Annotated in this window: 22 protein-coding genes and 1 pseudogene; 3 read left to right on the top strand and 20 right to left on the bottom strand. The window is 75.6% G+C overall.

Features of this window, described 5'->3' with window-relative positions; genetic code table 11:
* Positions 1–4: 4 nt before the first annotated feature.
* From carA to pyrR, 4 genes are read right to left on the bottom strand one after another with little or no spacing between them, the layout of a single operon-like run.
* A complete protein-coding gene (gene carA, locus LN037_RS10940) occupies positions 5–1,114 on the bottom strand; it encodes a glutamine-hydrolyzing carbamoyl-phosphate synthase small subunit (RefSeq protein WP_230751956.1) in 1,110 nt (369 codons plus the stop codon).
* The gene (locus tag LN037_RS10945) at positions 1,107–2,405 is read right to left on the bottom strand and encodes a dihydroorotase (protein WP_230751957.1); all 1,299 of its coding nucleotides are present in this window, start codon (positions 2,403–2,405) and stop codon (positions 1,107–1,109) included. The genes carA and LN037_RS10945 overlap by 8 nt, the downstream gene beginning before the upstream one ends.
* Complete coding sequence (locus LN037_RS10950) at positions 2,402–3,358, bottom strand: aspartate carbamoyltransferase catalytic subunit (protein WP_230752160.1); 957 nt, start codon at positions 3,356–3,358, stop codon at positions 2,402–2,404. The genes LN037_RS10945 and LN037_RS10950 overlap by 4 nt, the downstream gene beginning before the upstream one ends.
* Before the next feature lie 20 nt (positions 3,359–3,378).
* Positions 3,379–3,966 carry a bifunctional pyr operon transcriptional regulator/uracil phosphoribosyltransferase PyrR gene (gene pyrR / locus LN037_RS10955; RefSeq protein WP_308286136.1) on the bottom strand — a complete coding sequence of 196 codons (588 nt, stop codon included), beginning with the start codon at positions 3,964–3,966 and terminating at the stop codon, positions 3,379–3,381.
* Positions 3,967–4,312: 346 nt separating this feature from the next.
* Between pyrR and bldD the strand changes: the two genes are divergently transcribed.
* Positions 4,313–4,801 carry a transcriptional regulator BldD gene (bldD, locus tag LN037_RS10960; RefSeq protein ID WP_230752171.1) on the top strand — a complete coding sequence of 163 codons (489 nt, stop codon included), beginning with the start codon at positions 4,313–4,315 and terminating at the stop codon, positions 4,799–4,801.
* Between the two features lie 256 nt (positions 4,802–5,057).
* Here bldD and nusB read toward each other — a convergent pair.
* The 3 genes and pseudogenes from nusB to LN037_RS10975 all read right to left on the bottom strand — a co-directional run.
* Positions 5,058–5,516 (bottom strand): annotated as a pseudogene (gene nusB / locus LN037_RS10965) (transcription antitermination factor NusB); the annotation flags it as partial.
* Positions 5,516–6,079, bottom strand: coding sequence for an elongation factor P (gene efp / locus LN037_RS10970; protein ID WP_230751959.1), 564 nt, complete (start codon positions 6,077–6,079; stop codon positions 5,516–5,518). The gene efp and the pseudogene nusB, both read right to left, overlap by 1 nt.
* A 50-nt stretch (positions 6,080–6,129) precedes the next feature.
* Positions 6,130–7,257, bottom strand: a complete 1,128-nt coding sequence (locus tag LN037_RS10975) for a M24 family metallopeptidase (protein WP_230751960.1) — start codon at positions 7,255–7,257, stop codon at positions 6,130–6,132.
* A gap of 52 nt (positions 7,258–7,309) precedes the next feature.
* Here LN037_RS10975 and LN037_RS10980 point away from each other — a divergent pair, with 52 nt between their 5' ends.
* Positions 7,310–8,140, top strand: a complete 831-nt coding sequence (locus tag LN037_RS10980) for a hypothetical protein (RefSeq protein WP_230751961.1) — start codon at positions 7,310–7,312, stop codon at positions 8,138–8,140.
* 3 nt (positions 8,141–8,143) lie between these two features.
* On the opposite strand, the gene LN037_RS10985 is transcribed toward LN037_RS10980, so the two are convergent.
* Positions 8,144–9,031 carry a LysR family transcriptional regulator gene (locus LN037_RS10985; protein ID WP_372460422.1) on the bottom strand — a complete coding sequence of 296 codons (888 nt, stop codon included), beginning with the start codon at positions 9,029–9,031 and terminating at the stop codon, positions 8,144–8,146.
* A gap of 77 nt (positions 9,032–9,108) precedes the next feature.
* Here LN037_RS10985 and LN037_RS10990 point away from each other — a divergent pair, with 77 nt between their 5' ends.
* Positions 9,109–10,005, top strand: coding sequence for an EamA family transporter (locus LN037_RS10990; RefSeq protein WP_230751963.1), 897 nt, complete (start codon positions 9,109–9,111; stop codon positions 10,003–10,005).
* 11 nt (positions 10,006–10,016) lie between these two features.
* Here the strand turns inward: LN037_RS10990 and LN037_RS10995 are convergent, their stop codons facing one another.
* From LN037_RS10995 to LN037_RS11050, 12 genes are all read right to left on the bottom strand, one after another.
* Positions 10,017–10,586, bottom strand: a complete 570-nt coding sequence (locus LN037_RS10995) for a protein-L-isoaspartate O-methyltransferase family protein (protein WP_230751964.1) — start codon at positions 10,584–10,586, stop codon at positions 10,017–10,019.
* Between the two features lie 44 nt (positions 10,587–10,630).
* Positions 10,631–11,719 carry a 3-dehydroquinate synthase gene (aroB, locus tag LN037_RS11000; protein WP_230751965.1) on the bottom strand — a complete coding sequence of 363 codons (1,089 nt, stop codon included), beginning with the start codon at positions 11,717–11,719 and terminating at the stop codon, positions 10,631–10,633.
* Positions 11,712–12,236 carry a shikimate kinase gene (locus LN037_RS11005; RefSeq protein WP_230751966.1) on the bottom strand — a complete coding sequence of 175 codons (525 nt, stop codon included), beginning with the start codon at positions 12,234–12,236 and terminating at the stop codon, positions 11,712–11,714. The genes aroB and LN037_RS11005 overlap by 8 nt, the downstream gene beginning before the upstream one ends.
* Positions 12,233–13,438 (bottom strand): chorismate synthase, encoded by a 1,206-nt coding sequence (gene aroC, locus LN037_RS11010; protein WP_305058245.1) that lies wholly within the window; start codon positions 13,436–13,438, stop codon positions 12,233–12,235. Before aroC ends, LN037_RS11005 begins: the two co-directional genes overlap by 4 nt.
* A 24-nt stretch (positions 13,439–13,462) precedes the next feature.
* Positions 13,463–14,071: a prepilin peptidase gene (locus tag LN037_RS11015; RefSeq protein WP_230752199.1), complete on the bottom strand. Its 609-nt coding sequence runs from the start codon at positions 14,069–14,071 to the stop codon at positions 13,463–13,465.
* Between the two features lie 100 nt (positions 14,072–14,171).
* On the bottom strand, positions 14,172–15,044 hold the full coding sequence (locus LN037_RS11020) for a shikimate dehydrogenase (RefSeq protein ID WP_230751967.1): 873 nt from the start codon (positions 15,042–15,044) through the stop codon (positions 14,172–14,174).
* A complete protein-coding gene (locus LN037_RS11025; protein ID WP_230751968.1) occupies positions 15,044–16,675 on the bottom strand; it encodes an endolytic transglycosylase MltG in 1,632 nt (543 codons plus the stop codon). The genes LN037_RS11020 and LN037_RS11025 overlap by 1 nt, the downstream gene beginning before the upstream one ends.
* Positions 16,672–17,121: a Holliday junction resolvase RuvX gene (ruvX, locus tag LN037_RS11030; RefSeq protein WP_230751969.1), complete on the bottom strand. Its 450-nt coding sequence runs from the start codon at positions 17,119–17,121 to the stop codon at positions 16,672–16,674. Before ruvX ends, LN037_RS11025 begins: the two co-directional genes overlap by 4 nt.
* 2 nt (positions 17,122–17,123) lie before the next feature.
* Positions 17,124–19,856, bottom strand: a complete 2,733-nt coding sequence (alaS, locus tag LN037_RS11035) for an alanine--tRNA ligase (RefSeq protein WP_230751970.1) — start codon at positions 19,854–19,856, stop codon at positions 17,124–17,126.
* Positions 19,857–19,978: 122 nt separating this feature from the next.
* Positions 19,979–20,293, bottom strand: a complete 315-nt coding sequence (locus LN037_RS11040; protein ID WP_230751971.1) for a hypothetical protein — start codon at positions 20,291–20,293, stop codon at positions 19,979–19,981.
* Positions 20,290–20,694, bottom strand: a complete 405-nt coding sequence (locus tag LN037_RS11045) for a DUF948 domain-containing protein (RefSeq protein ID WP_230752201.1) — start codon at positions 20,692–20,694, stop codon at positions 20,290–20,292. The genes LN037_RS11040 and LN037_RS11045 overlap by 4 nt, the downstream gene beginning before the upstream one ends.
* 100 nt (positions 20,695–20,794) lie before the next feature.
* Positions 20,795–21,538 (bottom strand): SDR family oxidoreductase, encoded by a 744-nt coding sequence (locus LN037_RS11050; protein WP_230751972.1) that lies wholly within the window; start codon positions 21,536–21,538, stop codon positions 20,795–20,797.
* Between the last annotated feature and the right edge of the window lie 14 nt (positions 21,539–21,552).

Raw genomic sequence — 21,552 nt, forward strand, 5'->3', positions numbered from 1 at the left:
GGGCTCAGCGCCCTCCCATCAGGGCAGCGAAACGGTCGAAGAGGTCCGCGGCGTCGTGCGGGCCGGCGGCCGCCTCGGGGTGGTACTGCACGGAGAACGCCGGGATCGAGGTGCAGGTCACGCCCTCGACCACGTCGTCATTCGGACAGCCGTGCGACAGGTGCACCCGGCCGAACGGCGAGTCGACGTGCTCACCGGGCGTGCCGGCGAGCGCGAACCCGTGGTTCTGGCTGGTGATGGCCACCGTGCCGGTGGTGTGGTCGATGACCGGCACGTTGATCCCGCGGTGGCCGTAGCGCAGCTTGAACGTCCCCATCCCCAGGGCGCGCCCGAGGATCTGGTTGCCGAAGCAGATGCCGAACAGCGGGACGCCGCGCTCGAGGACGCCGCGCGTGAGCTCGACGGCGTGGTCGGCCGTGGCGGGGTCGCCGGGGCCGTTGGAGAGGAACACCCCGTCGGGGGACCCGTCGAGGAGCTCGTCGAGGGAGGAGGTGCTCGGCAGCACCCGCGTCTCGATGCCGCGCTGCGCGAGCATGCGCGGGGTGTTGGCCTTGATGCCGAGGTCGAGCGCGGCGACCGAGAAGCGGCGGGTGCCCTCGGCCGCGACCACGTAGGGCTCGGCGGTGGTCACGGCGCCGGCGAGGTCGGCCCCGGCCATCTGCGGGCTGTCCCGGACGGCCTCGAGCATCTCGCGCTCGGTGGCCAGGCCGTCGCCGGAGAACACCCCGGCGCGCATCGAGCCGTGCTCGCGCAGCCGCCGCGTCACCGCGCGGGTGTCCACGCCCGCGAGCCCGACGACCCCCTGGCGCTCGAGCTCGTCGTCGAGCGACCGGCGGGAGCGCCAGCTCGACGGCGTCCGTGCCGGGTCCCGCACCACGTAGCCGGCGACGTGGATCCGGGTCGACTCGTCGTCCTCGTCGTTCCAGCCCGTGTTGCCGATGTGCGGCGCGGTCGCGACGACGATCTGGCGGTGGTAGCTCGGGTCGGTCAGGGTCTCCTGGTAGCCGGTCATCCCGGTGGTGAAGACGGCCTCGCCGAGGGTGCGGCCGGTCGCCCCGTAGGACTCGCCGCGGTGCACGGTGCCGTCCTCCAGGACCAGCAGCGCTTCACTCATGGGTCATGACCTTTCCGTCCTGCACGGTCCATCGTCCCCGCAGCATCGTGTGCACCACGGAGGCGGGTAGTTCCATCCCCTCGTAGGGGGTGTTGTCGGCGATGCTCGCCAGGTCCGCCCCGCGCACCGTCCAGCGGGCGTCGGGGTCGACCAGGACGAGGTTCGCCGGTTCGCCGGCCGTGAGCGGGCGGCCCTGGTCGGACAGCCCGGCGATCGCGGCCGGCACCTCGCTGCAGACCCGCGCCACGCCGCGCCAGTCGAGCAGACCCGTCGTCACCATGGTGGCCGTGACCACCGACAGCGCGGTCTGCAGTCCCAGCATGCCGGGTCGGGCCTGGGACCACTCGCAGTCCTTGGCCTCCACCGCGTGCGGGGCGTGGTCGGTGGCGACGCAGTCGATGACCCCGTCGGCCAGCGCCCGGCGCAGCGCGCGGGTGTCGGCCTCCGGGCGCAGCGGCGGGTTCACCTTGTGCACCGGGTCGTAGTCCTCGGCCGCGGTGTCGGTGAGCAGCAGGTGGTGCGGGGTGACCTCGGCGCTCACGGTCGCCGTCGTGCCGGGCAGGAGGGTCTCCCGTGCCCAGCGCAGCACCTCGACCGAGCCCGCCGTCGAGAGGTGGCAGACGTGCAGCCGCGCGCCGGCGGCCGCGGCGAGCATCGCGTCGCGGGCGACGATCGACTCCTCGGCGGTGGCGGGCCAGCCGGTGAGGCCGAGCCGGGCCGCGACCGGTCCCTCGTGCGCCTGGGCGCCGACGGTGAGCCGGTGGTCCTCGGCGTGCTGGGCCACCACCGCGTCGAGCGACCGGGCGTACTCCAGGGCGCGGCGCATGAGCAGCGGGTCGTTCACGCAGCGGCCGTCGTCGGAGAACATCCGCACGCCGGCGGCGGAGGCCGCCATCATGCCCATCTCGGCGAGGCGCTCCCCGCCGAGCCCGACGGTGACCGCCCCGACCGGGTGCACGTCGACCAGCCCGACCTCGCGGCCGCGGCGCCACACGTGCTCGACGACGACCGGCGAGTCCTGCGTCGGGTTCGTGTTCGGCATCGCGAACACCGCGGTGTAGCCGCCGAGCGCCGCCGCGGCGGAGCCGGTGGCGACCGTCTCGGCCTCCTCCCCGCCCGGCTCGCGCAGGTGGGTGTGCAGGTCGACCAGGCCCGGGAGCGCGATCAGCCCGTCGGCGTCGACGACCTGGTCGGGGTCGTCGACGTGGTCGACCAGCACACCGTCGCGGACGTACAGGTCGGTCGGGTCCTCGCCGTAGGGGCGGACGTTCCGGACATGGGTGGTGCTCACGCGACGTCCTCTCCGGCCAGCAGGTGGTAGAGCACGGCCATCCGCACGTGGACCCCGGCGGTGACCTGCTCGGCGATGGCGGCGCGGTCGGAGTCGGCGACGGAGCTGGCGATCTCCATGCCGCGCACCGCGGGACCCGGGTGCAGGACGACCGCGTGGTCGGGCAGCGTGTCGGCGCGGCGCTGGCTCAGGCCGAACCGCACCGCGTACTCCCGCGCGCTGGGGAAGAAGCCGCCGTGCATCCGCTCGGCCTGCACACGCAGCATCATCACCGCGTCCGGGCCGGTGGCGAGGTGGCCGTCGAGGTCGTGGGTGACCGTGACCGGCCACGCGTCGACCCCCGCGGGCAGCAGCGTCGGCGGCGCCACGAGCGTCACCTCGGCGCCGAGGGTCGCCAGCAGGTGGGCGTTCGAGCGCGCCACCCGGCTGTGCAGCACGTCGCCGACGATCGCGACCCGCCGGCCGACGAGGTCCGCGCCGAGCCGCCGCCGCAGCGTCGCGGCGTCGAGCAGCGCCTGCGTGGGGTGCTCGTGGGTCCCGTCGCCCGCGTTGATCACGGCGACGTGGCCGTCGGTGTGGGAGTGGCCGACCCGGTCGAGCCAGCCCGCGATGCGGTGCGGGGCGCCCGACGCCGGGTGGCGCACGACGATCGCGTCCGCGCCGGCGGCCGCGAGCGTGGCGGCGGTGTCGCGCAGCGACTCCCCCTTGCCCACGCTCGAGCCGCTCGCCGAGACGTTGATGGTGTCCGCGCTCATCCACTTCCCGGCGACCTCGAACGACACCCGGGTCCGCGTCGAGTTCTCGTAGAAGAGCGTGACCACGGTGCGCCCGCGCAGGGTCGGCAGCTTGCGCACGGCCCGGCCGGTGAGCGCCTGCTCCATGCTCGCCGCGGTGTCGAGCAGCGCCTCGGCCTGCTCGCGGCGCAGGCCCTCGGTGGAGAGCAGGTGACGCAGTCCGATCCCGGTCGCGTCCGTCATCGGATGCTCACCCCGTCCTCCCCGTCGGACTCCACGAGGGAGACCGCCACGTCCTCGGCACGGTTCGTCGGGACGTTCTTCCCGACGTAGTCCGCGCGGATCGGCAGCTCGCGGTGGCCGCGGTCGACGAGCACGGCGAGCTGCACCGCGCGGGGCCGGCCGTGGTCGCGCAGGGCGTCGAGGGCCGCGCGCACCGTGCGGCCGGACATCAGGACGTCGTCGACGAGCACGACGATCACGTCGTCGATGCCGCCGGCGGGGATGTCGGTCTCGGCGAGCGGGCGCGTCGGCTGGCGGCGGAGGTCGTCGCGGTAGAGCGTCGGATCGAGGGTCCCCGTGCGGACGCTGCCGACGGAGGGGTCGATCGCGGTGATGCGCTCGGCCAGCCGGTGGGCCAGATGGATGCCGCGGGTGGGGAGTCCGAGGAGCACGACGGGTGCTCCGGAGTCCGCGGTCTTCTCGAGGATCTCGTGGGCGATCCGTGCCACCGTCCGGGCGAGGTCGGCCGGGGAGAGCAGCTCGCGCTCACCCTCGGCGTTCGACGCACCGTTCGGTACGGGACCGCCCCGGCGCCGCGTGGGCACTCGGGGACCTCCTTCTCCGCCTCGCGGGACGGTTCTTAAAGGACGTCTGGGTTGGTCGATCACGACACTATCAGCCACGGTCTGCGACCGATCGCGTCGGTTGCGCCACGCTCGCACCCTCCCGACGGGCGCAGCGCGGCCGGTCGATCACAGGCGGCGTTCGGTGGCGTGCAAGCGAATCCACCCGACCGGACCGGCGTGCCGCGCGACACACCGCACGGACCCGCGGGGAACCCCGGCTTGACCTCGTGATCGCCGAGGGCGCATCATCACTCTCCGTATCGACTTCAGCATGGCTGCGTCGGAGCACCCAGGGCTCGGCGCGCGGGGAACGGGGTGCCGCCAGATGGGCGACTACGCGAAGGCGCTCGGCGCCAAGCTTCGGGGGATTCGCCAGCAGCAGGGGCTCTCGCTGCACGGCGTCGAGCAGAAGTCGGGCGGACGGTGGAAGGCGGTCGTCGTCGGCTCCTACGAGCGCGGCGACCGTGCGGTGACGGTGCAGAAGCTCGCCGAGCTGGCCGACTTCTACGGCGTACCGGTGGCCGAGCTGCTGCCCGAGGGCCGGATCCCGTCGGGCTCCGAGCCGGCCGCCAAGATCGTCATCAACCTCGAGCGGCTGCAGCAGCTGCCCGCGGACAAGGCCGGGCCGCTCGCCCGCTACGCCGCGGCCATCCAGAGCCAGCGCGGCGACTACAACGGCAAGGTGCTCTCGATCCGCAACGAGGACCTGCGTTCGCTCGCGATCATCTACGACATGACCCCGGGCGACCTGTCCGAGCAGCTCGTCGAGTGGGGCGTGCTGCCGCCCGAGGCGCGACTGTCGCGCGAGGACTGATCTCGCCGCCGCTCACCGCCTCCTCCGGGCGAAGGGCACTCTCGGTCGGACGGACGGGCCGTGGGCGCCCCTCGCCAGGACGTCCCGCCACCCGCCGGACCCGAACGAAGGGCCCCTCCGGTCGATCTCGTCGACCGGAGGGGCCCTTCGCTCATTCCGGGGTGGGGCCGTCGGCGTCCTCGTACGCGGCCGGCTCGCCCGCCGGCTCCGCGTCCGGCGGCAGCTCCACGCGCTCGCGGGCCGGCGCCGCCACGGGCACCCGCTCCCCCGAGGCGAGGGCGGCGAGCACGCCGTTGACGAAGCGCGGCGAGTCGTCGGTCGACAGCTCCCGCGCCAGGCCGATCGCCTCGTCGATGGCGACCGCGTCGTCCACGTCGTCGGTGAACAGGATCTCGAAGGCCCCGATGCGCAGGATCGCCCGGTCGACGGCGGCCATGCGCTCCACCGACCAGCCACGCGCGAGCTCGCCGAGCGAGACGTCGATGTGTTCGCGGTGCTCGACGACCCCCTCGACCAGCGTGACCGCGAAGTCCGACACCGGCGGCGCGTCCGAGCCCGCCACCCGGCGGCGCAGGACGTCGAGCGGGTCCTCGGCGCGCGCCTCGGACTCGAAGAGGATGTCCAACGCCCGTTTCCGGGCCTTGGACCGCGATCCCCGCCGCGTCGCGTGCTGCCCGGCGGGTCGAGCTCCGCTGCGCTTCGTCTCCCCCGGCACTAGTTCGACACGCGGCCGAGGTACCGGCCGTCACGGGTGTCGACCTTGACGACCGTCCCGGTCTCGAGGAACAGCGGCACCTGGATCTCGGCGCCGGTGGACACCGTGGCCGGCTTGGTGCCGCCGGTCGAGCGGTCGCCCTGCAGGCCCGGGTCGGTGTGGGTGATCTCCAGCTCGACCGAGGACGGCAGCTCGATGAACAGCGGCACGCCGTCGTTGAAGGAGACCTGCACCTCCTGGTTCTCCAGCAGGAAGCGCGCGTTGTCGCCCACGGTGGTCGAGGGGACCGGGATCTGCTCGTAGTCGGCCGCGTCCATGAAGACGAAGTCGTCGCCGTCCCGGTACAGGAAGGTCATGTCGCGACGGTCGACGTTCGCCGTCTCCACCTTCGTGCCCGCGTTGAACGTCTTGTCGACCACCTTGCCGGTCAGCACGTTCTTCAGCGTCGTCCGGACGAAGGCGCCGCCCTTGCCCGGCTTGACGTGCTGGAACTCGGTGACGGACCAGAGGTTGCCGTCGATCCGCAGCACCAGGCCGTTCTTCAGGTCGTTCGTCGTCGCCACTGCCGCGTCGTCTCCTGCGCTCGTGATCGTGTGGTCTTCCCGGGGCACCGTCAGCCCAGGACCACCAGATCCCGCGTCGACGCGGTCAGCGGTTCGGCGCCGGAATCGGTGACGACCAGGGTGTCCTCGATCCGCACACCGCCGCGGCCGGGGAGGTACACGCCCGGCTCGACGGTGACCGTCATGCCCGCCTCCAGGGTAGCGGTCGCGCTCGACGACATCGCCGGAGCCTCGTGGATGACCAGTCCGACCCCGTGTCCGACCGGGTGGACGAAGTGCTCCCCGTACCCCGCCTCGGTCACCACGGCCCGGGCTGCGGCGTCGATCGCGCTGGTCGCGACGCCGGGTCGCAGGGCCGCCCGCCCGGCCGCGGCGGCCGCGTCGACCAGCGAGTAGATCTCGCGCTGCCAGTCCTGCGCGGGCCCCAGCAGGACCGTGCGGGTCATGTCGGAGTGGTAGCCGTCGACGAGCGCCCCGAAGTCCATCGTCACCAGGTCGCCGGGGGCCAGCGGGGCGTCGGACGGGCGGTGGTGCGGGATCGCCGAGTTCGTGCCCGCCGCGACGATCGTCTCGAAGCTCGGTCCCGTGGCGCCCGCCGCGACCATGCGCTCCTCGAGCTCGTGGGCGACCTCCCGTTCGGTGCGGCCCGGCGCGAGCACGCCGTCGGCGATCGCCCCGGCCAGCGCCGCGTCGCCGGCCGCGCAGGCCAGGCGCAGCGCGTCGACCTCGGCGGCGTCCTTCACCGCGCGCAGCCGCTCCACGAGGCCCGGGGCGCGCACCAGCTCGCCCGCCGCGGCGGCGAGCAGCACGTCGTGGGCGTCGACGGTGACCTGGGCGCTGTCGAACCCGACCCGCTCCGCCGTCGTCACCTTCAGCAGCTCCGGCGCGCAGGCCCGCTCGACGAGCAGCCGGACGTCCGGGCTCTCGGCCGCGGCCTGGGTGGTGTACCGCCCGTCGGTGGCGAGCACCGTGCGGTCCTCGGCGTCCGCGGAGTCCGCGGCGTGGACCACCAGCGCGGCGTTCGAGCCGGTGAAGCCGGTCAGGTAGCGGACGTTGACGAGGTCGGTGACCAGCAGCGCGTCCACCCCGGCCGCGCGCAGGAGCTCCCGCAGCGTCTCCCGACGGCGGGTCCCCGCGGGATGGGGGCGGGGCCGGGCCGTGGTGTGTGGGGCACTCACCGACCCGAGGGTAGTGCCGGACCGTGACCTGTCGCACCGTACGGTGGCCTCCGTGCGTCCCTGGCTGCTGCGGGCCCTCGTCATGACCGTGCTCTACGGCGTCGGTCAGACCGCCTTCGTCGCGCTGTCCTCGCGCTACGTGTCCCTCTCGCTGGTGTGGACCCTCGTGCTGCTGGGGGTGCTCCTGCTCGTCGGGCTCGTGTGGGGCGGCGCGGAGGTCATCGCCGACCGCATGCCGCCGGAGTGGACGTGGCTCAAGGCCTCGCTCGCCACGGGCCCGGCCGCCGGTCTGCTGAGCTGGGTGCTGCTCGCCTCCTTCGTCGACGCCAGCGGGGTCGAGGACCTCGGGTCGGCCCTGGTCGGCCGCGCGTCGTTCACCGTCCTGCTCGTCCTCGCCTCGGTGTCCCTGGGGGCGCGCTTCGGCTGGCTCTCGCTGCGCCGCGCGGACGACCCGCGCGCCGGGGACGACCCGGGCGCCGACGTCGACCTCCCGGCCGAGGACGCGCCGGACGCCCCGTCGACGGTGGCGGGCGTCGCGTCGGAGCCGCCCGTGCTCCCGGCGTCGACGACGGAGAAGGTCGCGTCCCGACGGTCCCGCCGCGGCCTCGCGCCGCAGCCCTCGCAGCCCTCGACCGCGGAACAGGCCGAGCCGGCCGCGCCGGTGCGGACGCGACGCGTCCCGGACGACGAGCCCACGCGGCTGCCGTTCGGCACCGGCCCGTTCGCGGAGCGGCCGGGGTCCTACTCCCCCGTCGTCGCGGTCCTCCCACCGGTCACGCCGCTGCCGGACACGGCGCGCCCGGCCGACGACGAGCCCGCCGAGGAGCGCCCCGCGGCGCGCCGGCGCTTCGGGCTGCGGCGCCCCACCGACGACGACGCCTGACGGTCACCCCAGCGCCCGCAGCACCGCGGCGAGGGGCGGCCAGCTCTCCCGGCCCCGGCGCACGACCGGCCGGGCGCGCAGGCGGACCGGCGGGTCGGGCAGGTCCAGCACCCGCACCCCGGGCCGCGCCGGCCGCTCCAGCGGGAGCAGGCCCACCCCGAGGCCCGCGACCACGAGGTCGTCGACCAGGTCGAGGCTGTCCGCCTCGTGCGTGATCCGCAGCTCGAAGCCCGCCCGCGACGCGAGCAGCCGCAGCACCTCCTCGTCGGCCGTGTTCCGCGAGTTCCCGATCCAGGTGCGCCCGGCGTACGCGGCGAGGACCTCCGCCGAGGTCGTCGGCCCGTCCGGCACCGACCCCTCGTCGGGGACGCCGAGGCCCCAGCGCGTCTCCCAGAGCCGGCGGCCCGCGCGCAGCGTCGCGGGCAGCGGTGCCGCCGGGGCGAGGTCGTAGTCGTAGACGAGGGCGAGGTCGACGGCGTCGGCCTCGAGCAGGGCGAGTGCCTCGGCGGGCTCGTGCTCGAGGACGGTCAGGCGCAGGGCCGGGTGCCGGACGGCGGCGTCGGCCACGATCGGCATGAGCGAGCGCCGGACCGCCGACGCGAACCCGGCGACCCGCACCCGGCCGGCGGGCTCCGCCGCCGGGTCGAGATCCGCGCGGGCGGCGTCGACCGCGGTGAGGATGCCGCGACCGTGCTCGGCGAGACGCCGACCGGCCGGGGTGAGTCGGACCCGGCGCCCGTCCGGCTCGACCAGCGGGGCCCCGACCTCCCGGCCCAGCGCCGCGATCTGCTGCGACACGACCGAGGTCGAGGTGCCCAGCGCCTCCGCCACGGCCCGCATCGACCCGAGCCGGTCGAGCTCGACGAGGTGCGGCAGGCGACGGGTGTCCACCGTCTTCATTCTACGAACGGATCGTCCGTGATCCTCACGTGGACACGGACGGTTCCGGCCGCGTTGACTCGGCCCCCGTGACGACCCCGCGTGCCCGCTCCGGCGCCCTGCTCGCCCTCGGCTCGATGTCCTGCGTCCAGCTCGGCCTCGCCGCGTCGGTCGGCCTGTTCGCCGTGGTCCCGCCGGAGGGCGTCGCCGCCCTGCGCCTGGTCTGGGCGGGTCTGCTCCTCCTCGTGATCGCCCGGCCCCGCCGCTCCTCGTTCACCCGCGGCTCGTTCGGGGCGGCGGTGCTGCTCGGGGTGGTCACCGCGGGTCTGACGATGCTGTTCATGGCGGCGGTCGCGCGCATCCCGCTCGGGACGGCGAGCGCGATCGAGTTCCTGGGCCCGCTCGGGGTCGCGGTGCTGCGCGGCCGCGGCCGGGCGCTGCTCTGGCCGGTCCTCGCCGCGGCCGGCGTGCTCCTGCTGACCGAGCCGTGGCAGGGGGCCACCGACCTCCTCGGTGTCGCCTTCGCCCTCGGCGCGGCGTGCTGCTGGGCGGGCTACATCCTGCTGACCCAGCGGGTCGGCGACGCGGTGACCGGCCTGCAGGGCCTGGCGGTGTCCATGCCGGTCGCGGGCCTCGTGAGCGCCGTCGTCGCGTCGGCGCTGGTGCCCGACCTCGGCGCGTCCCTGACGTGGCCGGTGGTGCTCGTCGGGCTCGCGCTCGCCCTGCTGCTGCCCGTGGTCCCGTTCGCGCTGGAGCTGCTCGCCCTGCGCCGCCTCGCCGCAGGGGCCTTCGGCACGCTCATGGCGCTCGAGCCCGCGATCGCCCTGCTGGTGGGTGCCGTGGTGCTGGGCCAGGTGCCCTCGGTGCTCGCGGTGGCCGGGATCGTGCTGGTGGTCACGGCGGGCGTCGGGGCGGCGCGGGGCGGTGATCGTCGTCCCGACGACGGGCCGAGGGTCGCGCGGGAGCCGTCCCCGGCCGTCGGCTGACGGCCACCCGGTCAGCGCCCCGGGGACCGGCTCGCGTCCCCCGGGTCGTCGAACCGGGCGTCGAGGGAGCGGCCCGGGTGCGGTGCGCCGTCGACGGGGTCGCGCCGGTGGGCGACGACGCGCCCGGTCCCCCGGAACGGGACCACGAGCAGACCCCCGGGCCGGACCGCGGCCGTCCACGGCGCGGGGACCTCGGCGGTGACCGAGAGGAACGCGACCAGGCGGTCCACGGGCTCGTCGGGTCCGGGCTGCCGGAGCGCGTCGGCCGTGCTCAGCCGCGTGTTGGTGCGGCCGTCCGCGGCGAGGAGCCGGCGCGCGCGGGCCGTGACGGCGGGGTCGACGTCGACGGAGCGCACGAGGCCCTCCGGGCCGACCGCCCGGGACAGCACGGCCGTCGCGAACCCCGAGCCCGTCCCGATCTCGAGCACGGTCGCGCCGCGCGGCAGGTCGAGCAGGCGCAGCATCGCCAGCACGACGTCGGGTCGGGTGCTCGCCGGGTAGCGGCTCCCGTCGGCCGTGCGCTGGTAGTGCGCCGGATCGGTCCGGGCGAACGCGGTCGCGACGTCGGCGCGGGGCCGCATCCTGCTCCCGTCGCCCCGCCCGCCCCGGCCCTCCTCAGCCCTCCTCAGCCCGCCAGGGCCCCGTACGCGGCGGCGAGCTCGTCGGGCGACGGGCCCTCCAGCCGCCCGGGCCGGGCGAGGCCGTCGAGGACGACGAACCGCAGCGTCGCGCCGCGGCTCTTCTTGTCGACCTTCATGTGCTCGACGAGGTCGGGCAGCGCGTCGGCGTCGTAACGGGTCGGCAGGCCGACGGAGGCGAGGACGTCGCGGTGGCGGTCCGCGGTCGCGTCGTCGAGCCGCGCGGCGCGGCGCGCGAGCTCGGCGACGAACACCAGCCCGACGGCGACCGCCTCACCGTGCCGCCACCGGTACCGCTCCCGGCGCTCGACCGCGTGCCCGAGGGTGTGCCCGTAGTTGAGGATCTCGCGCAGGTGCGACTCCCGGAGGTCCGCCGCGACCACCTCGGCCTTGACCCGGACCGAGCGGGTCACGAGCTCGGCGATGACGTCGCCGTCGGGGTCCACCGCCGCCTTCGGGTCGGCCTCGACGAGCTCGAGGATGCGCGGGTCGGCGATGAACCCGGTCTTGATCACCTCGGCCATGCCGGCCGCGATCTCCTCGGCGCCCACCGTCCGCAGGCTGTCGAGGTCCGCGACCACGGCGGCGGGCTCGTGGAAGGCCCCGACCAGGTTCTTCCCGGCCGCGGTGTTGATGCCGGTCTTGCCGCCGACCGCGGCGTCGACCATCGCGAGCAGCGTGGTGGGGACGTGCACCACCCGCACGCCGCGCATCCAGCCGGCCGCGACGAACCCCGCGAGGTCGGTCGCCGCGCCGCCGCCGACCGCCACCACGGCGTCCGAGCGGGTCAGCCCGATCCGGCCGAGCTCCTCCCAGCACCGGCCCGCCGTCGCCAGGTCCTTGCCGTCCTCGGAGTCGGGCAGCCCGACGCGGTGCACCTCGACCCCGGCGGCCGCGAGCCCGTCGGCCACGTCGGTGGCGACCGCCGTGACGGCGGGCTGGTGCAGCACGGCGACCTTCGTGGCGCCCGCCAGCGGGCCGCCCTCGGCGACGGCCGCGGCCACCGTCCCGGTGACACCCCGGCCGATGGTCACGTCGTACGGGCTCCCGGAGGCGACGTGCACGGTCTCACCCACGGCCCGCCACCTCCGACCCGACGAGCGTGTGGATGTGCTCGGCGACCGCCTCGGGGTCCAGGGCGTCCGTGGCGAGCTCGTGGGTGGCCACCCCGCGGTACACGGGGAGCCGCTCCGCGAGCAGGGCCGCGAACGTGGCCCGCGGGTTCACCCCGGCGAGCAGCGGGCGGGCGGTCGACAGCCCGGTGCGCCGAACCCCGGCGGCGAGCCCGACCGAGAGCAGCACCACCGGGTGCCCGACCAGCGCCTGCCGGGTCTCCTCGGCCAGCACGGCTCCCCCGCCCAGGGCCAGCACCCCGTCGTGGGTGGTCAGCGCCTCGGCGACGGTCTCGCGCTCCAGGGCGCGGAACGCCGGCTCGCCGTCGGTGGTGAAGATGTCGGCGATCGTCCGGCCGGCCTTCTGCTCGACGAGGGTGTCGGTGTCGGCGAACGGCACGCCCCACCGTCCGGCGAGCAGCCGGCCCACCGTGGACTTCCCCGCCCCCGGCGGCCCGACGAGCACCACGACCGGGCTCATCGGTCCACGACCCGCAGCGGGTCGATCGTCGCCCGGTAGGCGGCGGCGTTGCGGGCGGTCTCGGCGAGCGAGTCCCCGCCGAACTTCTCCAGGGCCGCGTCGGCGAGCACCAGCGCCACCAGCGCCTCGGCGACGACCCCGGCCGCGGGCACTGCGCACACGTCGGAGCGCTGGTGGTGCGCGGTGGCGGCCTCGCCGGTGGCGAGGTCCACCGTGCGCAGCGCGCGCGGGACCGTCGAGATCGGCTTCATCGCGACCCGGGCGCGCAGCGGCTCCCCGTTGGTCATGCCGCCCTCGATGCCACCGGCCCGGTTCGAGGCACGGTCGATGCCGCCCGTGTCGCCGGCGTCGATCTCGTCGTGGGCGGCCGACCCGCGGCGGCGGGCGGTGGTGAACCCGTCGCCGATCTCGACGCCCTTCATGGCCTGGATGCCCATCAGCGCCCCGGCCAGCCGGGCGTCGAGCCGACGGTCGGCCTGCACGTAGGAACCGAGCCCGACCGGGAGCCCGTGCGCCACGACCTCGACCACGCCGCCGAGGGTGTCGCCCTCCTCCTTCGCGGCGTCGACCTCGGCCACCATCCGCGCGGTGGAGGCCTCGTCGACCGCCCGCGTCGGGGAGGCGTCGATCCGCTCGCCGTCGCCGGGCATCGGGATCGTGTCGGGCGTGGCGTCCGCGGTGCCGAGGGAGATGACGTGCGAGAGCACCTCGACGCCGAGCGCCTGCGCCAGGAACGCCTTGGCCACCGCGCCGAGCGCGACCTTGGCCGCGGTCTCCCGCGCCGACGCGCGCTCGAGCACCGGGCGCGACTCGTCGAACCCGTACTTGGTCATCCCCGCCAGGTCCGCGTGCCCGGGCCGGGGCCGGGTCAGCGGGGCGTTGCGGGCGCGGCCCTCGAGCAGCTCCGGGTCGACCGGGTCGGCGGCCATCACCGTCTCCCACTTCGGCCACTCGGTGTTGCCGATGCGCAGCGCCACCGGGCCGCCCTGGGTCAGCCCGTGCCGGACCCCGCCCAGGATCTCCAGCTCGTCGGCCTCGAAGCTCATCCGCGCGCCGCGCCCGTAGCCCAGTCGGCGACGCGCCAGCTCCGCCGAGATCTCCTTCGACGACACCGACACCCCCGCGACCATGCCCTCGAGCACCGCCATCAGGGCCGGACCGTGCGACTCACCTGCCGTCAACCACCGCAACACGCGCGCCATCGTTCCACGTCCTCCGTCCCCTCCTCAGCCCGCGGCCAGAAGGACGACCCAGCTCACCCCGAGCAGGGGTGGCCCGAGCGGCAGCGCCGCCCGGGCCCGCGGCACCGCGGCCGCGGCCAGGAGCACCGCGGCGGCCACCGGCACGAGGGCGACGGCCCACCACCCGACCGCCGCGAGCGGCGCCCCGAGGGCGGCCGCGAGCTTCACGTCGCCGCCGCCGACCGCACCCGGGGCGAGGACGGCGACCAGGGCGTGGAGGCCGCCGAGCACGAGGGTCCCGGCCACCCCGGCGAGCACGGCCGCCCCGCCGAGCGGCACGAGCGCGGCCCAGCCCACCGGGATCGCGGGCAGCGTGAGGACGTCGGGCAGCCGGCCCGCCGTCAGGTCGGTCGCGCAGCCCGCCACGGCCACGACCGACACCACGAGCAGCACCGGGAGCCTTGCGGGCGCGACCAGGCCGACCACCCCCGCCGTCGCGACCGCCGCCCACGCGGATCCGACCCCCACCTCGCACCAGCCCCGGGCCACCGCCACCCCGCGCCGCAGCGACGCGAGGCCGCGGCGGACGCCCGCCCCGACCACCGCCCCCGCTCCGAGGGGCACCAGCACCCCCAGCACCACGTCCGACCACATCGCCACGCGACCGAGCCTGCGCCGATGACCGTGCTGCCGTCATGCAGCGCGGCCCGGCCTGGGGACAGGCCGCCCCGGGCGTGCCGCTGGGGACGGCGCGCTACACCGGACGGACGTCGAAGCCGGTCGCCCGGACCAGTTCCCGGTGCATCTCCCGGCGGGGTGCGCTGCACCCCGTGAACTGCTCGACCTGACCGAACGCCTGGTGGAGCAGCATGTCCAGCCCCGTCGCGACGGCGAGCCCCCGGCGCCCGGCCGCCGCGGCCAGCGGCGTCGGCCACGGGTGGTAGACGGCGTCGAGGACGACCGCGTGACCCGGGAGACCGGCGACCAGCCGGTCGGCCGTGGCGGCGTCGACCGCGCCCGCGGGCGTCGTGTTCACGAGGGCCCGCGCGCGGGACAGGTCGACCTCGCCCAGGCGGTCGAAGGTGCCCACCAGCCCGCGCAGGCCGTAGGCGTCGACGACGGCGGCCGTCCCGACCGCGCGGGCGGGGTCACGGACCACGAGCTGGACGTCCTCGGTCCCGATCCCGGACAGCGCCCCGACCGCCGCCGAGGCCGTGGCGCCGGCCCCGAGCACCACCACGTCGTGCCCCCCGGCGGCCGGGGAGGCGGGCTCGACGATCCCGGCGGCCCGCAGCGCCCCGGCGATCCCGTCGACGTCGGTGCAGTCCGCCGACCAGCCCCCGTCGGTGCGGACGAGCGTGTTCGCCACGCCGAGCCGCCGGGCGCGGGTGGACGCGGTCGTCGCGAACGCCAGCGCGGCCTTCTTGCCCGGCATCGTCACCGACAGCCCGACCCACGCCGCGTCGAGCCCGCCGACCAGCCCGGGCAGCTCCTCGGCGGTGCACTCGCGGCGCTCGTAGGTCCACCCGTGCAGGCCGAGCGCCGCGTACGCCGCGCCGTGCAGCACCGGCGAGAGCGAGTGGGCCACCGGCGACCCGAGGACCGCGGCCCGCCGGGGTCCGGCCATCAGTAGACCCCGCGGGCCTGCGCGAGCCGGCGGTTGGCGTCGTGCTCCTCGGGGGTCACCGCGAAGCAGGACGCGCCGTCCTTCTCGCACTTCACGAAGTACACCCAGGCACCGACCTCGGGGTTCAGCGCCGCGGTCAGCGCCGGGGTGGACACCGCCCCGATCGGCGTGGGCGGCAGCCCGAAGTTGAGGTAGGTGTTGTACGGGCCGGGGGCCGCGCGGTCGACCGGCGTGGTCAGCAGCGTCTGCCGGTCCAGCGGGTAGTTGATGGTCGAGTCCATCTGCAGCCGCATCGGGATCGGCAGGCGGTTGTAGACGACGCGGGTGATGCGGCGGAAGTCCGACTCGATGCCCTCGCGCTCGGCGATCGAGCCGACGATCAGCGCCTGGTAGGGCGTCACGTCGTTGGCGGCCGCCTTCGTCACCAGCCCGGCCGACTCCAGCGTCTCCGCCGACGTCCGCACGACGGTGGTCAGCGCAGACACGGCGTCGGAGCCGGGCCGCACGTCGTAGGTCCCGGGCGCGACGAGGCCCTCGAGGCGCCGTTCGGGCGGGGCGCGGCGGGCCCCCTCCAGCGCCCAGTCCGGCACGCCGAGCTGCGCCGGGTCGGTGTCGGCCATGGTGCGTCGCAGGTCGTCCACCGACACGCACCGCCGCGTCCCGGCCTCGTCGACCGCGCAGGTCGCCTCGGAGATCAGGCTCAGCACGCCCGGGACGCGGGCGTTGCCGACGCCGGCCGTGTCGTCGAGCTGGGTACCGCCGCGCACCTCGAGCCGGCCCAGGCGCGACGCCGGGTCGAGCATCCGGGTCACGGCCCCGGCGGCCGACATCTGCCGCGCCATGTCGTAGAAGCCGGGCTGGATGCCGCGCCCGCGCGGGTCGTCCTCGGCGGCCTGGCCGAAGCCGCGCGCCGACGCGACCACCCCCGCCGTCACGAGCGATGCCCCGATGTTGCGGGTGGAGTCGCCGTCGGCCACCTGCACGACGACGTGACCGGAGCCCGGCCCGTCGAAGTCCGGCGGGAACACGACGCCCCACAGGTCGCGCGCGAAGAACGCCCCGCCCGCCAGGGCGAGGACGAGGACCGCGGCCACGGCCGGCCAGACGAGGCGGCGCCGGGCCGGGCGCTCCTGCGGCGCGCGCTCCGGCGTACCGGGGACGAGGCCCCCGAGCACGTCGAGGTCGCCGGTCGAACCCCGGCGGCCGTCGTCGGCGGCGGTGGGCGCGGTCGGCCCGGCCGGCCCGGCCGGGGCCCACGCCGCGCGGGCCGGCGACGCCGGAACGGGGTGCGTGCGCTGGTCGCGGTGGCCGTCGTGGCGGCGGGATCGCTCCGTCGCGTGCGGGAGCGCGACCCGCGAGGGCACCTCGGGGCCGTGCCCGCGGCGCAGGGTGTCGGTCACCGCGTCGCCGTCGTCGTCCTGCTCCGGTGCGGTGAGGGCCGTGGTCGGCGCCTCCCATTCCCGACGGCGGGTGGGGTGGCCGTCGGCGGGCGGCTCCCCGGGGCGGCGCAGCCCGCGGCTGCGCCGCGGCATCCGCACCTCGCCGTCGCCGCCGGTGGCCCCCTCACGGTGCTCGGCCCCGGCCGAGGACGACATCGGGACCAGCCGCGGACGTCCGGGCTCCCGACTCACGGGGCCGTCCCGCGCCGGGCGTCGAGCCAGGTCTGCAGGATCGCCACGGCCGCGGCCTGGTCGATCACCCGCCGCTGGGCCCGCCCCTTCACCCCGCGATCGGAGAGCATGCGCCCCGCCGTCACGGTGGAGAGCCGTTCGTCGGCCATGGTCACCGGTACCCCCGACACCCCGCGTTCGTCGAACACCTCGCGGAGGTCGTCGGCGTACCCCAGGGCCGCCTCGGCGGCCGGGCCCTCACGCCCGGCCAGGGTGCGCGGCAGGCCCACGACCACCTCCACCACCTCGTGCTCCGCGACGAGATCGGTGAGCTGGTCCAGGTCGGACCACGTCGTCTCGTCCCGATCGAGGGTAACGAGCGGCGTCGCGAGCACTCCGGCGGGATCGGAGAGGGCGACGCCGACGCGGACCGCGCCGACGTCGACCCCCAGCACACGACCGGCCACCGTCAGCGGCCCGTCCCTCGTCCCGTCGCTCCGCTCGCCCCGGTCGCCCCGGTCGCCGCCACCTGCGCCCGCAGCGCGTCGATCGCGGCCCCGATCCCCGCGTCCATCCCGGCCGGTCCGCCGGAGGGCGAGCCGCCGCCCTGCGCGAGATCGGCCTTCCCGCCGCCCCGGCCGCCGACGGCGGGCGCGAACGCCTTGACCAGGTCGCCCGCGGCGAGACCGCGGTCGCGGGCCGCGGCCGTCGTCGCCACGACGAAGGAGAGCTTGTCGCCGTCGGGCGCGAACAGCGCGACGACGCCGGGCCGGTCGCCGAGGCGCCCGCGGACGTCGGAGGCGAGGGTGCGCAGGTCGTTCCCGCCGACCCCGTCCGGCGTCCGGGCGGCCACGAGGGCCGTGCCCGCGACGTCGTCGGCACCGTCGGCGAGCGCCCCGGCCGAGGAGAGGACCTCCTTGGCGCGGATCGACTCCAGCTCCTTCTCCGCCGCGCGCAGCCGGTCGACGACGCCGGAGATGCGCTCCGGCAGCTCCTCGGGCTGGGCGCGGAACTGCTCGGCGAGCTGGTTGACCAGCACGTGCTCGCGGGCGAGGAACCGGAACGCGTCGATGCCGACCAGGGCCTCCACGCGGCGCACCCCGGAGCCGACCGAGCCCTCCCCCATCAGCTTCACCAGGCCGAGCTGGCCCGCGCGGCCGACGTGCGTGCCGCCGCAGAGCTCGCGGGAGTAGTCGCCGACCTCGACGATCCGCACGGCGTCGCCGTACTTCTCGCCGAACAGCGCGACGGCGCCGAGCTTGCGGGCCTCGTCCATGCTCGTGACGAAGGCCCGGACCTCGTCGTCGCCGAGCAGCACCGTGTTGACCTCGTCCTCGACGTCGGCCAGCACCGACGTCGGCACGGCGCCCTCGGGCGAGGTGAAGTCGAACCGCAGCCGGCCCGGGGCGTTCAGCGAACCCGCCTGGGCGGCGGAGTCGCCGAGGGCCTTGCGCATGCCCGCGTGGACCAGGTGGGTGGCGGTGTGCGACCGGGAGATCGCGGCCCGCCGCTCCATGTCGATCTGGGCGGACACGGCGGCGTCGCGGGTGATCTCGCCGTGGATGACGCGGCCGCGGTGCACGCTCAGGCCCGGCACCGGGGTCTGGACGTCGGTGACCTCGACGGTGAATCCCTCGCCGAACAGCCGACCGGTGTCGGCCTGCTGCCCACCGCCCTCGGCGTAGAACGGCGTGCGGTCGAGCATCACCTCGACCTGGTCGCCCTCGGCGGCGGCCGGCACGCCCACGCCGTCCACGACGAGGCCGACGACGGTGGCGTCGGCGCGCTGGTCGGTGTAGCCGAGGAAGTCGGTGAGCCCGGAGCGCTCCAGGACCTCCCGGTAGGCGCTGGCGTCGGCCCCGCCGTGCTTGCGGGCGGCGGCGTCGGCCTTAGCCCGGGCGCGTTGCTCGTCCATGAGCAGCCGGAACGCGCCCTCGTCGACGGCGAGGCCAGCCTCGGCGGCCATCTCGAGCGTCAGGTCGATCGGGAAGCCGTAGGTGTCGTGCAGCGCGAAGGCGGACTCACCGGGCAGCGTCGTGGCCCCGGCGGCACGGGTGTCGGCCACGGCCGACTCGAAGATGCGCGAGCCGGTGGCCAGCGTGGCGAGGAAGGCCTCCTCCTCCCGGCGCACGACGGCCGCGATCCGCTCGAAGCCGGTCTCCAGCTCCGGGTACGACGGCGCCATGGCGTCCCGCACGATCCCGACGAGGTCCACCAGCACCGGCTCGGTGATGCCGAGCAGGCGGGCGTTGCGGATCACCCGGCGCAGCAGGCGGCGCAGCACGTAGCCGCGGCCCTCGTTGCCGGGGACGACGCCGTCGCCGATGAGCATGGTGCCGGTGCGCACGTGGTCGGCGATCACGCGGAAGCGGACGCCGTCCTCGTCGGACCCGTCGTCGTAGGATCGCCCCGAGAGCTCCTGCACCCGGTCGATCACGGGCCGGACGAGGTCGGTCTCGTAGACGTTGTCGACGCCCTGCAGCAGGAACGCGACGCGCTCGACGCCGAGGCCGGTGTCGATGTTCTTCTGGGGCAGCTCGCCGATCGGGGACGCCCCGTACTTGGGGCTCTGCTCGCCCCGGACGTCCTGCATGAAGACGAGGTTCCAGATCTCGAGGTAGCGGTCCTCGTCGGCGACGGGGCCGCCCTCGATCCCGAACTCGGGGCCGCGGTCGTAGTAGATCTCCGAGCACGGGCCACCGGGGCCGGGGATGCCCATGTCCCAGTAGTTGTCCCGGCCGTCGCGGCGCTGGATGCGCTCGGACGGCAGGCCGACGACCTCGTGCCAGATCCGCTCGGCCTCGTCGTCGTTCTCGTAGACGGTGACCCAGATGCGCTCCGGGTCGAAGCCGTACCCGCCGTCGTCCTGGGAGCCCGTGACGAGCGCCCAGGCGTGCCGGATCGCGCCTTCCTTGAAGTAGTCGCCGAAGGAGAAGTTGCCCGCCATCTGGAAGAACGTGTTGTGGCGGGTGGTCACCCCGACGTTCTCGATGTCGCCGGTGCGTACGCACTTCTGGATCGAGGTCGCCGTGCGGTAGGGCGGCGGGGCCTCGCCGAGGAAGTACGGCTTGAACTGCACCATCCCCGCGTTGACGAACAGCAGGGTGGGGTCGTCCAGGATCAGCGAGGCGCTGGGGACGGGGGTGTGGCCGGCGTTCTCGAAGTGCGCGAGGAAACGTCGGCGGATCTCGTGGGTCTGCACGTCAGTCCTGCTCGTCGGTGGGGCGGGCAGCACCCATCATTCCGCGTGCCCGACGGGCAGCGACGGGTGCCACCCGCGGTGGTGGGTGGCTCGGGTGCGGGGCCTGCTCGACGGCGGACGCGTCAGCGCCCGGCGGATCCCCGCCGGGGCGCTCGCGCGTGCCGGCCGCTCGGCGTCGGGTCGACGTACGGCTGCGGCGGGCGCACCGGGATCTCGGTGGTGTCCTCGACGAGCGAGTAGAGCTCCTGCTCGCGCTCGTTCATGCCGGCGCGCACCTCGGCGCCGAAGGCACCGAGACCCGCGCCGAGCTCGCGCAGCCCCTCGCCGAGACTCGCGCCGACCCCGGCCGGCGTGGCCTTCTGCGTGACCTGGTTGACCTTGCGGGTGGCGCTGACGCCGATCGCGACGCCGACCCCCACCCAGAACAGACGCTTCATGCGCGGGCGCTCCGCTTGCTCCTGGTGGACCGCTTCGAGGGCGGTGCGTTCTTCAGCTTCCGGGCCTGGCTCGCCTTGCGCAGGCCGTAGGACAGGGCGGCCGCCTTCACCAGCGGCCCGCCGAGGGTCGCGGTGAACAGCGAGCTCAGCGCCCGTGTGTTCGCGGCGACCGCCTGGGCGCTGGCCGTGACGCCGTCCACGCGCTCCAGCTGGGTGTTCACCGTGGTCAGCGTGACCTGGGCGTCGTCCAGCAGCGGGGCCGACCCCTCGTGCGCCTTGCGGATCGCGATGGTCGCCTCGTCGAGCGTGCGACCCAGCTTGATCAAGGGAACGGCCAGCAGCAGCACCAGGATCACGAACGCCACCGCGGCGATGATGGCCGCGATCTGCCCGACCGACACGGTCATTCCCCTATCGCTGGTGGTCGTGTGTCCGGTTCCGGCCCGCGGGCCGGACGGTGGCGGAAGGCTACCGGTAGCCCATGATCGGCGCGCTCCGTGGCTACGGCGTGTACCGACGGAAGCCGCCCTCCGCGTCGACGACCTGGCCGGTGATCGTCGCCGACCGTTCGTCGAGCAGGAGCGACACCACGTCGGCGGCCTCCGCCGCGGAGTTCCACCGCCCGCGGGGCAGGTGCTTCCCGACGGCGGCCGTGGTCGCCTCATCGGCCCACCCGGTGTCGGTGGGGCCGGGGTTCACGGTGTTCACCGTGACCGACCGCTCGGCGAGCGCGTCGGCGAGCGTGGCCGTGATCGCGGCGAGCGCACCCTTCGTGGTCGCATAGGGGATCTCGGTCGGCATCGGTCCGCGGTGCGCGCCGGAGGTGAAGAGGACGACCCGGGCGCCGTCGGGGCACCGCCGGGCGAAGGCCTGCACCAGGAGCAGCGTCGCGCGGACGTTGACGGCCCAGGTCGCGTCGAGGGTGTCGGCGTCCAGCCCGCCCAACGACCCGAGCTGCGAGCGGGCGTGGTTCACGACGAGCGCGTCGAGCGTCCCGAGGCGCGCCGTGGCCTCGTCGACGAGCCGGTCCGGGGCGGCGGGGTCGGCGAGGTCGGCCTCGAGCACCGGGACGTCGGGCAGGTCGGTGAGCGGCGGCTCGTCGTCGCCGCCCCACGGCTCGGCGGCGTCGTAGGGCGACCAGGCGTGGGCCGCGACCCGGCACCCGTCGTCGTGCAGGCGGCGGACGATCGCCTGACCGATGCCGCGGCGACGGCTCGCGCCGGTGACCAGGACGGTGCGTCTCATGGGCCCCGAGGGTG

This window comes from Actinomycetospora soli (assembly GCF_021026295.1).
GTDB lineage: Bacteria > Actinomycetota > Actinomycetes > Mycobacteriales > Pseudonocardiaceae > Actinomycetospora > Actinomycetospora soli.